The 228-nt window shown below is 53.5% G+C and carries 1 protein-coding gene; it reads right to left on the reverse strand.

Translation table 11 applies throughout. The features are described 5' to 3' along the window. Positions 1-228: tape measure protein (locus HEN33_RS27290; RefSeq protein ID WP_242460336.1), on the reverse strand; the 228-nt coding region annotated here is incomplete at both ends.

The raw sequence follows: 228 nt of genomic DNA on the forward strand, positions 1-228 counted from the left end.
CATATTCACGCATCGAGGCAGCCGAACGGGCAAACAGGGCCGCATTATCCGAAAAAGCGGTACCTGTCCGCTGACTGATATCCATCAGCACTTTCTGTGATGACGAAAATTCATCGGATGACTGTGATGCCTGTTTCAGACGGGCATTCACGGAACTCCACTCATCAGCCAGTGAAATCAGGTGTCCGGTGGCAAAGGCACCGGCAAATGCGCCAGCCATTCCGACAG

Source organism: Escherichia sp. 94.0001, assembly GCF_013369155.2.
In the GTDB taxonomy this organism is placed as follows: Bacteria; Pseudomonadota; Gammaproteobacteria; order Enterobacterales; family Enterobacteriaceae; genus Escherichia; species Escherichia coli_F.